10 protein-coding genes and 1 pseudogene are annotated in these 10378 nt (G+C 61.4%); 6 read left to right on the forward strand and 5 right to left on the reverse strand.

Features of this window, described 5'->3' with window-relative positions; translation table 11 throughout:
* The first annotated feature begins 311 nt into the window (after positions 1-311).
* Positions 312-551 carry a hypothetical protein gene (locus HLUSI_RS0111840; RefSeq protein ID WP_016834182.1) on the forward strand — a complete coding sequence of 80 codons (240 nt, stop codon included), beginning with the start codon at positions 312-314 and terminating at the stop codon, positions 549-551.
* An 89-nt stretch (positions 552-640) separates the two neighbouring features.
* On the opposite strand, the pseudogene HLUSI_RS28270 reads toward HLUSI_RS0111840, so the two are convergent.
* Positions 641-2717: pseudogene (locus HLUSI_RS28270) on the reverse strand (TonB-dependent receptor family protein).
* Between the two features lie 51 nt (positions 2718-2768).
* Positions 2769-3014: a hypothetical protein gene (locus HLUSI_RS0111850; protein WP_157137838.1), complete on the reverse strand. Its 246-nt coding sequence runs from the start codon at positions 3012-3014 to the stop codon at positions 2769-2771.
* 69 nt (positions 3015-3083) lie between these two features.
* Here HLUSI_RS0111850 and HLUSI_RS0111855 point away from each other — a divergent pair, with 69 nt between their 5' ends.
* The gene (locus HLUSI_RS0111855; protein WP_016834184.1) at positions 3084-3788 is read left to right on the forward strand and encodes an SDR family oxidoreductase; all 705 of its coding nucleotides are present in this window, start codon (positions 3084-3086) and stop codon (positions 3786-3788) included.
* 146 nt (positions 3789-3934) lie between these two features.
* On the opposite strand, the gene HLUSI_RS0111860 is transcribed toward HLUSI_RS0111855, so the two are convergent.
* Together HLUSI_RS0111860 and HLUSI_RS0111865 are read right to left on the reverse strand one after the other, a co-directional pair.
* On the reverse strand, positions 3935-4261 hold the full coding sequence (locus HLUSI_RS0111860; protein WP_029363428.1) for a hypothetical protein: 327 nt from the start codon (positions 4259-4261) through the stop codon (positions 3935-3937).
* Positions 4262-4312: 51 nt separating this feature from the next.
* Positions 4313-4558 (reverse strand): hypothetical protein, encoded by a 246-nt coding sequence (locus HLUSI_RS0111865; RefSeq protein ID WP_157137838.1) that lies wholly within the window; start codon positions 4556-4558, stop codon positions 4313-4315.
* Positions 4559-4627: 69 nt separating this feature from the next.
* On the opposite strand from HLUSI_RS0111865, the gene HLUSI_RS0111870 reads away from it, so the two are divergent.
* The 4 genes from HLUSI_RS0111870 to HLUSI_RS0111885 all read left to right on the forward strand — a co-directional run bounded on the left by HLUSI_RS0111870 (position 4628) and on the right by HLUSI_RS0111885 (position 8215).
* Positions 4628-5332 carry an SDR family oxidoreductase gene (locus HLUSI_RS0111870; RefSeq protein WP_016834184.1) on the forward strand — a complete coding sequence of 235 codons (705 nt, stop codon included), beginning with the start codon at positions 4628-4630 and terminating at the stop codon, positions 5330-5332.
* Between the two features lie 167 nt (positions 5333-5499).
* On the forward strand, positions 5500-6180 hold the full coding sequence (locus tag HLUSI_RS28275) for a MipA/OmpV family protein (RefSeq protein WP_050977702.1): 681 nt from the start codon (positions 5500-5502) through the stop codon (positions 6178-6180).
* Positions 6177-6875, forward strand: coding sequence for a response regulator transcription factor (locus tag HLUSI_RS0111880; protein ID WP_016834185.1), 699 nt, complete (start codon positions 6177-6179; stop codon positions 6873-6875). The genes HLUSI_RS28275 and HLUSI_RS0111880 overlap by 4 nt, the downstream gene beginning before the upstream one ends.
* Positions 6872-8215: a sensor histidine kinase gene (locus HLUSI_RS0111885; protein WP_029363429.1), complete on the forward strand. Its 1344-nt coding sequence runs from the start codon at positions 6872-6874 to the stop codon at positions 8213-8215. The genes HLUSI_RS0111880 and HLUSI_RS0111885 overlap by 4 nt, the downstream gene beginning before the upstream one ends.
* Before the next feature lie 48 nt (positions 8216-8263).
* Here HLUSI_RS0111885 and HLUSI_RS0111890 read toward each other — a convergent pair.
* Positions 8264-10378: TonB-dependent siderophore receptor (locus HLUSI_RS0111890; RefSeq protein ID WP_016834187.1), on the reverse strand; the 2115-nt coding region annotated here is incomplete at its 5' end.

The following is a 10378-nucleotide window of genomic DNA, read 5'->3' on the forward strand; positions in this document are numbered from 1 at the left end:
AACCGGCCGCCTGCGCATCTGTTGCTGGGCAGCGATGCGCTGGGGCTGGTCAGAAAGAAGCTGGCGGAGTTGACGCAGGAGCTGGCGCAGTGGGAGACGCTGACGTGTTCGACCGATATCGAGCCGCATGCGACCTGACAATTTGCTGATTCCTCTTACAGATTAATACAACTTTACAGTCGTCATTTCCCTGCATCTCCACGTTAAGAGAGCAGCAGCCTCATTGCATCCGATGCCATCGGAAAAGCAATGCAAGGCTGGTATCCCTTCCCGATTTTCCTGACGAGGAGCCAGAAAAAATGAATACCCGAATGATCAGAATTGCAGGCCTGTTGTCTGCGGCGGCCGTCGTGGTCGCCGTCAGCGGCTGCGTGGTCACGCCACCGAGCGTACGTCCCGTCTATGCCGCACCTGTCGCGCCGCCGCCCGGCGTGGTATATGTCGAACCGGCCTATGCATCGCCCGGCGTCGGTTATGCCTGGGTTTATCACCCTCACTACGGCTGGGGTTGGCACCATCCGCAATACGGCTGGCATCGCGGCTGGCGTTGAGTTGATTCAACAAGGCTTGGCATAAAAGAAATCGCCCCGCATCCGGTCGACTGCATGACCGGAATGCGGGGCGATTTTTTGTGCGCTGACTAGAACGCGTAGCGGCCTTGTACGTAGATCGTGCGTGGTGCGCCGACCATGCGTCCCGGATTGCCGTCACGGGTGCGCGAATAATAGCGGCGGTCGGTCAGGTTGTTGACGCCGGCGACCACGTCGAAGCCCTTGCTGTTCGGCACCTTCCAATCCACTTGGGCGTTCCACAGGCGGTAGCCCGGAATCTCGCCATCCTTGCCGTCGGCGGTTTCCGCGATCACGTTGTTCTCCAGGGAGAACTGGCGGCTTTGATGCGTCGTCGACAGGTTGAAGCCCCATGGGCCGGCCTGATAGCGCGCGCCGATGGTGTCCGTGGTGCGCGAGTAGAACGGCACGTCCAGACCTGCGGTGGCACCCGATTCCTGCAGTGCGCGGGTGTAGGTGTAGTTGGCGTATACGTTGAGTCCGCGCAGCAGGCTGTCCTGGCCGAATGTATAGTCGACGGCGGTTTCGATACCGTCATGCTTGGTCTTGCCGATGTTCTGGTAAGTATCCGGCGAGGCGATCAGAAGAATCTGGTTGTCGAAGCGGATGTTGAAATACGTGACTTCCGCCGACAGGTTGTTGCTCTTCCAGCGGGCGCCGAGTTCAGCGGTCTTGGCCAGTTCCGGCGCCAGGTTGTTGGGCGCCGAGGCTGCGCTCAGTTGAGTGTTCTGGACCACGCCGAATGAGGTGCCGTAGTTGGTAAACAACGTCAATTCAGGCGTGGCCAGATAGGCGATGTTCAGCGACGGCAGCGGCTTGTTATTGGTGACTTCGAACTTGGTGGTCGACGCGATGTTCTGACGAGTGGTCTGGATATGCTCGAAACGCACGCCTGGGGTGATGCGCCACGCGCCGAACGAGATCTTGTCGTCGATGTAGGCGGCCTGAGCATCGGTCTTGTTCCTGTTCTTGGTGGCGACGCCCAATGCGCCTGTGGCGATGGTTTCGGTATAGCTGTCGTCATGGCCGCGTTCGGCGATGTAGCGATAGCCGACGGTAACGTCATTGGTGACGCTGCCCAGGTTGAAGCGTTGCGTGAAGCGTGGTTCGATGGCAGTCGTTTCGTAGAAGCGCGGTTGATGCGTTAATTGCGTGGTCGAGCTGCCGATCAGCGCGCTCTCGCGGTAGCTCTCATTGTAGTAGGTCCGGATTTCGAATTCCTGGGTATCGGAGATGGTGTTCAGATAACCGAAGTCGACGCCGCGGCGATTGCCTTTCCAGTAGTCGCGCTTGCGCGTGTTCTGGAATGGATCGGCGTTGTACTGCGCCACGGTCAGGCCGCCCGGCGTATGCGACATGACGTCGTAGTAGGAAACCTTGCCGTAGATCTCGGAGCTGGAGCTGATTTCGTAACGGAATTTCAATGCGAAGTCATTGATGCGTTCATTGCTGAAGGCGCGCCAGCCGGAGCCGTCGGTGCCGGAATACAGGAAGGCCAGACCCAGGCCGTTGTCGAGGGTGGTGCCGGCGAACGCCGTGTACTGTTTGCTGGAGCCGCCTGTTTCGTAGCTGTTGTAACGCAGGCTCGCATCGCCGCTGATACCGGATGTGGTCGGGATCGAACGCGTGCGGAAGTTGATGATGCCGCCGACGTTCTGTGGGCCGTAACGCACGGCGCCGCCGCCGCGCACGACGTCGATTGCTTCAATATTGTTCAGGCTGACCGGCGCAAACGAGATTTGTGGTTGGCCGTAAGGCGCGGATGCCATCGGAATGCCGTCCAGCAGGATGGTCGAACGCGGCGAGTAACGACCGGTCAGCCCGCGCACGCCAATGTTGAGCGACATGGCGCCGCCCGAGGTGCCGGAGTTGTCGGTGACCTGCACGCCCGGGATGCGGCGCATGACGTCGCCGATCGTGACGGCGCCGGTGCTTTGAATCTCTTCCTTCTTGACTACTTGTGTTTTGCAGACCGGTGCCCAGCCAGTCGCCGCTGACCTGAATCGTCTCGAGCGTATTTGGTGTTTCAGCCGGCGTAGTGGCCTGCTGCGCATGGGCAGCGCCGGAAAGCGTCATCAATGCAGCGGCGATGGCGGCGGCGCAGCGGGTTTGCGCTGCAATGGCGCGAGAAAGCGGAAGTGATGTCATGGTGATTTCTGAAAAGTAAAAAAGCGAGTAGTGCAGGGGCCGGCGATTCCCTCAGCCGACGCGGACGGATACATGCAAAGAAAACGCAAGCATCTGCAACGGATAGGAATAATAACCATTTGCATTTACATGATCAAACCAAACATGCATCTTGATAGGCTCTTGAAAGCCAATGCCCGTCTGCGCTTGCTCCAAGCGTTGTAAATCATCTACAAAATTGCCCGGCAAAAAAATGTCAATTGCGGATAGCCGCAACCGAGCCGTTCTCTTCCGGAAAGGAGGGCGTACGGCAAACATCCGGGTGATCGTGTACGCTGTCGCGTTCTGATCGGATCGTTCTCCGGTCGCATCCATACGGAGCAGCAAATGAGCACAACCAAAGTAGCCCTCGTCATTGGCGGCGGCAGCGGCATGGGCGCCGGCGTGGCGCAAAAACTGGCGGCCGACGGCTTCGGCATCGGCATCCTTTCTTCTTCCGGAAAAGGCGAGTCGCTCGGCAACAGCCTGGGCGGCGTCGGCGTCACCGGCTCCAACCGTTCGGTCGCCGACCTGAAAAAAGCGGTCGACGCCTGCCTCGCGCGCTGGGGCCGCATCGACGTGCTGGTCAATAGCGCCGGCCACGGTCCCAAGGGCAAGGTGCTCGAACTCAGCGATGAAGAATGGCTGCTCGGCATGGAGGTCTACCTGATGAACGTGGTCCGCAGCGCGCGGCTGGTGACGCCGCTGATGCAGCAGCAGGGCGGCGGCGCCATCATCAATATTTCGAGCTTCTCGGCGGTCGAGCCGTCGCAGTCGTTCCCGACCTCGAGCGTGTTCCGCGCGGGACTGTCGGCCTACACCAAGCTGTTCGCCGACAAGTACGCGCCGGAAAACATCCGCATGAACAATATCCTGCCGGGCTTCATCAACAGCCTGCCGGAAAAACCCGGCATCAAGGAACTGATCCCGATGGCGCGCTACGGCAAAGTGAGTGAAGTCGCGGCGCTTGCCTCGCACCTGGCGTCCGACGCGGCGGCTTACATCACCGGCCAGAACATCCGCATCGACGGCGGCATCACCCGTTCACTCTAAGAAGGAAATCGGCATGGTGCAATGGCCTGCCGTACTCGCGGTGCTGCCATCCATAATGCTGGAAAATCTCCTTTGGAGAAAACGGTGGAAGTCCGGTAAGTAACCGGTAAGTCAGCCTGCCCGATGATCGTGGCGCATTCCATCCATCACGATCTCCGGGAGTTTTCATGCGGCACACCACAGTTGTCCTTCGCGCCATCGTTTTTGGCGTCACCCTCGGCGGCGCCTGCGCAGCGTCTGCACAAACCGCAACGCAAGACGCCGGCGGCGGCAATGACTAGCACGCTGTTTTGCAGACCGGTGCCCAGCCAGTCGCCGCTGACCTGAATCGTCTCGAGCGTATTTGGTGTTTCAGCCGGCGTAGTGGCCTGCTGCGCATGGGCAGCGCCGGAAAGCGTCATCAATGCAGCGGCGATGGCGGCGGCGCAGCGGGTTTGCGCTGCAATGGCGCGAGAAAGCGGAAGTGATGTCATGGTGATTTCTGAAAAGTAAAAAAGCGAGTAGTGCAGGGGCCGGCGATTCCCTCAGCCGACGCGGACGGATACATGCAAAGAAAACGCAAGCATCTGCAACGGATAGGAATAATAACCATTTGCATTTACATGATCAAACCAAACATGCATCTTGATAGGCTCTTGAAAGCCAATGCCCGTCTGCGCTTGCTCCAAGCGTTGTAAATCATCTACAAAATTGCCCGGCAAAAAAATGTCAATTGCGGATAGCCGCAACCGAGCCGTTCTCTTCCGGAAAGGAGGGCGTACGGCAAACATCCGGGTGATCGTGTACGCTGTCGCGTTCTGATCGGATCGTTCTCCGGTCGCATCCATACGGAGCAGCAAATGAGCACAACCAAAGTAGCCCTCGTCATTGGCGGCGGCAGCGGCATGGGCGCCGGCGTGGCGCAAAAACTGGCGGCCGACGGCTTCGGCATCGGCATCCTTTCTTCTTCCGGAAAAGGCGAGTCGCTCGGCAACAGCCTGGGCGGCGTCGGCGTCACCGGCTCCAACCGTTCGGTCGCCGACCTGAAAAAAGCGGTCGACGCCTGCCTCGCGCGCTGGGGCCGCATCGACGTGCTGGTCAATAGCGCCGGCCACGGTCCCAAGGGCAAGGTGCTCGAACTCAGCGATGAAGAATGGCTGCTCGGCATGGAGGTCTACCTGATGAACGTGGTCCGCAGCGCGCGGCTGGTGACGCCGCTGATGCAGCAGCAGGGCGGCGGCGCCATCATCAATATTTCGAGCTTCTCGGCGGTCGAGCCGTCGCAGTCGTTCCCGACCTCGAGCGTGTTCCGCGCGGGACTGTCGGCCTACACCAAGCTGTTCGCCGACAAGTACGCGCCGGAAAACATCCGCATGAACAATATCCTGCCGGGCTTCATCAACAGCCTGCCGGAAAAACCCGGCATCAAGGAACTGATCCCGATGGCGCGCTACGGCAAAGTGAGTGAAGTCGCGGCGCTTGCCTCGCACCTGGCGTCCGACGCGGCGGCTTACATCACCGGCCAGAACATCCGCATCGACGGCGGCATCACCCGTTCACTCTAAGAAGGAAATCGGCATGGTGCAATGGCCTGCCGTACTCGCGGTGCTGCCATCCATAATGCTGGAAAATCTCCTTTGGAGAAAACGGTGGAAGTCCGGTAAGTAACCGGTAAGTCAGCCTGCCCGATGATCGTGGCGCATTCCATCCATCACGATCTCCGGGAGTTTTCATGCGGCACACCACAGTTGTCCTTCGCGCCATCGTTTTTGGCGTCACCCTCGGCGGCGCCTGCGCAGCGTCTGCACAAACCGCAACGCAAGACGCCGGCGGCGGCAATGACGTCGCCCGCCAGCAAGAACCCGGCTGGGGCATCGGCCTCGGCGCCGGCTTCGAGCGCAGCCCGTATCGCGGCTACGGCACCAAGACCTCGGCGCTGCCCATCCTTTTGTACAATGGCGCCTACTTCCGCGTCGCCGGCCCGGCGGTGGACTTCAAGCTCGGCAGCGCCGGCCGGTTCGATTTCACGTTGCGGGCCAAATATGCCAACGAAGGTTACGAGTCCGGCGACGCACCCATCCTCAACGGCATGGACGAGCGCAAGGATAGTTTCCGCCTGGGCGGCACCGCGACGTGGCGCGCGCCGTTCGCCAAGTTCACGCTGGAGTGGCTCAAGGCCGCCGGCAACAGCAACGGCCAAACGGTTAAACTGGGCGCCGAGCGCGGCTTCACGGCCGGGCGCGTGCGCCTGACGCCGCATCTGGGCGTGACGTGGATGAACAACCAGTACGTCAACTATTACTATGGCGTGAAGTCGTCGGAAGCGACCTCCGCGACAGCCCGCTGGTCGATCGTTCCACCTCGCCGTCGCTGCGGCTGGGGTATGTTTATAAATTCTGAGGGTGGTCAATGAATCGCATCGCGCTGCTGGAAGATCATGAACGCATGGCGGCGCTGATTGCGAAGGCCCTGGCCGCGGCCGGCATCGAGACCGATGTCTACGCCACCATCGCGCACGCCGCCGCCGGCTGCACGCAGATGGCGTATCCGGTGCTGGTGCTGGATCGCAGCCTGCCCGACGGCGACGGTCTCGACCTGGTGCGGCAGTTGCGCGCCCGCGGCGTGCTGACGCCGTGCCTGATGCTGACCGCGCGCGACGCCTTGCATGATCGTGTGGCAGGTCTCGAAGCCGGTGCCGACGATTATCTGCCCAAGCCTTTTTCCATGGAAGAAATGGTGGCGCGCGTGCGTGCGCTGATGCGCCGTCCCGTCCAGTTGCAAAGCCTCTCGCCCGAATTCGCCGGCCTGCGCGTCGAGCCCGAGGCCGCTTGCATGCGTCAGGGCGACGAGTCGGTGTCGCTGGCCGCCGCCGAATTGCAACTGATGCTGGCGCTGGTGCGCGCAGCCGGAAAATCGGTGCGCCGGACCGCGCTGGAAGCCGCGGCCTGGGGTCTGTCGGAACCGGTCACGCCGAATGCCCTCGACGTCGCGCTGCATCGCCTGCGCCGCAAACTCGCGGCGATTGAATCGCCGCTGCAGATCAGCAATATCCGCGGCCATGGCTACGCCTTGCTCGACAACAGCAAACAAGAGCAGTTGCAATCATGAAAAGTCTCTCTTCAAGATTGTTGACCACCACGGCGATCGCGCTGACCTGCATCAGCGGCATCGTCGTATTGGTGCTTACCTTGTTGCTGCGCTGGGGCCCGGACATGATGATCAATCTCGATCTCGACCGCAATGCGGCGCGCATCGTCGAAGGCGTGCATTTCAACGCCGCCGGTATGCCCGACAGCGTCAGGCTGAGTCAGAAAATGACGGCCATCTATTCGGTGCTGTTGCAGGACGCCGCCTACCGCGTGCTTGATCAGGACGGCGTCGTCTTATTGTCGTCGGACCATGCCGATACCGCTTATGCACCCGCCGGTGAAAGCTTCAATCCGCAGCGCAGCCGTTTTCGCGTGGTCAGTAACGGCGAAGGCCAGCAAGTACTGACCGTGCCGTTCACCCACGACGGTCGCGCCTTCCATGTACAACTGATGCGCAGCGAACGCATGCATCGCATCATGCTCGGCAGCGACAGCGAGAAGGCGCAGAAGATCGCCATCGCCTCTGCCGTCGTCGCCATGCTGCTGTTCAGCCTGGTCGTTGTCGCCACCTTGCATCGCTCGCTGAAACCGCTGCGCAAGGCCTCGGCTGCCGCCGGGCAGATCCAGGTCGACAACCTGTCCGCGCGGCTGTCGCTGGACGATGTGCCGAGCGAACTGGCGCCGCTGTTCAATGCCTTCAACCTGGCGTTGCAGCGGCTTGAGGACGGCTATCGCGTACAGCGGGAGTTCCTCGCCACCGCCGCGCATGAGCTGAAAACGCCGCTGGCCTTGATGCGCGGCCAGGTTGAACTGGATGACCGCGGCGATCGCGGCGCCTTGCTGCGCGACCTCGACCACATGGCGCGTCACGTGCATCAGCTGCTGCATCTGGCCGAAGCCAGCGAGCGCCAGAATTACGCGATGGAACAGATCGACCTCAACGACATCGCCGCCGAAGCGTCCGCGCAACTTGAGCGTCTGGCGCAACAGCGCGAAGTCCATATCGTCGGTGCCGTCAACGACGAGCCTGCAATGAAGGTGATGATAATGGCCGATCGCGGCGCACTGTTCGTGCTGCTGCGCAACCTGATCGAAAACGCCGTGCACCACGCGCCGCCCGGCAGCGCCGTCGATGTCGACGTCAGTGTCCGCGAGGTCGCCGTGCGCGACTACGGCGACGGCATTCCGGCCGAAGCCATGCCGCAATTGTTCAAGCGCTTCTGGCGCGGCGCGCATCGGCGCGACGAAGGCGCCGGGCTGGGTTTGTCCATCTGCGAAGAAATCGCGCATGCGCACGGCTGGACGCTGCAGGCCGAAAACGCGGTCCCCGGCGCGCGCTTCAGGGTGGTGTTCGGCTAAGCGACGATGTTGCGGACTATCTGTTGCCGAGGTCTCTGCCGGGCATGACTACAGGTCCACTTGCGCGCTGAGGAACATGGTGCGCGGTTTGCCTGCCCAGGCGCCGTTGATGTCGGCGTCGCCGGCAGCCCAATAGCGTTTGTCGAGCAGGTTCTGCACGGTCAGGCCGAAGGTGGTCTTGTAGCCGCCGATGCGCGTGACGTAACGGGCGCCGGTGTCGAAACGCGTGTAGCCGCCCATCCACGCCGTGTTCTGCGTATTGAGCGGACGGCGGCCGACGTAGTACATGCCGCCGTTGACGTTGAGCCCGTCGATGCCCGGCACGCGATAGTCCACGAACACATTGCCTTGCAGTTTCGGCACGTCGGCGATCTGTTTTCCGGCAATGGCCGGATCGGCAGGATTGTCCGCCTTGGTCTGCAGGTACGCCAGGCCGGCGACGATCGACAACCGCTTGCTGAGACGACCGTTGGCGGTCAGCTCCAGGCCGCTGTGGCGCTGCATGCCGCCTTGCACGGTGAAGCGGCCGGCGTTCACGTATTGCAGCGTCTTCTCGAGGCGGAACACCGCCCCGGTCAGCATCAGGTCCGGATTGAGGCCGTACTTGACGCCCGCTTCATATTGCCTGGTTTGCAGCGGCGGCAGGTTTTCGCCGGCGTTGTTGGTATCGTAGCCGGCCGGACCCGGTTGCTCGAAACCTTCCGCATAACTGACATACGTCGACAGTTCCGGCACGATCTTGAAGGTCACCGCCGCCGACGGCGCATTAATGCTGGCGGTCTGCGACGTATTCCTGCCGGAGGCTGGCATGCTGTCGTTTTTGTAGCGGACATGGCGCAGGCCCAGCATCACGTCCCAGCGATCCGACAGCGACATCAGGTCGCTGATGAAGACGCTGGGCTGGTAGTTCTTCGATTTGTTGTGATTCGGGTAGGTCAGATTCGACGGCGCCGAAGTGAACACCGGATTGTAGATGTTGCCGACCGTGTCGGGCAGCACCTTGAAACCGGATTCGACCGCCTGGAAATTGCGCGTCGAGAAACCGGTCACCAATTGATGCCTGATGCCGATGGTTTCAACATCGCCCGAGACGTACGAGTCGGTCGAGATCACGCGGAAGCTCTGATTGGGGTTGTAGTAAATGTCGCCCGACAGGATGTTGCCGTTGGCGGCGACGTTGTACACGTCGGGGAATGCGGCGACGCGGCCGTTATACGATTGCGCCGCGCGCGTGGTCAGTTTCCATTTGTCGTTGATGCGGTATTGCAGGTCGGCGCCGATGTTGAAGGTGCGCGTTTCATATTGCAGCCACGGCTGGCCGAGCAAGGTGCGTGGATCGATGCTGCTGACCGGCGGCAACTGCCCGTTGAGATAGGGACCGATCGAGGGCTGCGCGGAAATCTTGCGCTCCTGGTAATCGAAGTTGGCGCGCACCAGCAGATCAGGATTGATCGCCCAGTCGAACGCGCCGCTGACGAAGTCGCGCGAGGTGTCGCCGTTGTGATGGAAGTCTCCGTTGCGTTCGCGGGCGACGTTGAAGCGGTAGCCGAAACGGCCGTCGTCGAGGGGGCCGCCGGTGTCCAGCGCGACATAGGTGCCGCCGCCGCTGTCGCTGCGCAACGAGGTCTTGATGCTGGTGAAGCGATCCCTGGTGGGACGCTTGATGGCGTAGTTGATGGTGCCGCCCGGAGAATTGATGCCGTACAGGAAGCCCGACGGGCCTTTCAGCAAATCGATCTGCTCGACGTTTTCCAACGGGATTTCATAGTAGGGCGCGACCGACATGCCGTCGCGCCGCACGGTGTTGGTCCAGTCGGAAAAGTAGCCGCGGATGCGGACCATTTCATAGGCGCCGGCCTGCGTCGCGTCCTGTACCGACGGATCGTTCTTGAGCACGTCCATCATCGTGCGCGATTCTTGCGCGTCGATCAGTTCGCTTGAATACGATTGGACCGAGAACGGCAATTCTTCCGGCTTCTTGTAACCCAGCGCGCCGACGTTGACGCCGTCGGTGGCGTACAGCGAGGGACGCGCACCGCTCACGCTTACTTCAGGCAGCTTTTCTGCGGCGGCGCTTTTGCCGCCGGTGATGGCGTAGCCGCCGGCTGCGGTCGGACGGACTTCCAGGCCGCTGTGGTCGAGCAGGCGCTGCAGCGCTTCGGC

The sequence above is a fragment of the Herbaspirillum lusitanum P6-12 genome (assembly GCF_000256565.1).
Classification (GTDB): Bacteria; Pseudomonadota; Gammaproteobacteria; order Burkholderiales; family Burkholderiaceae_D; genus Herbaspirillum; species Herbaspirillum lusitanum.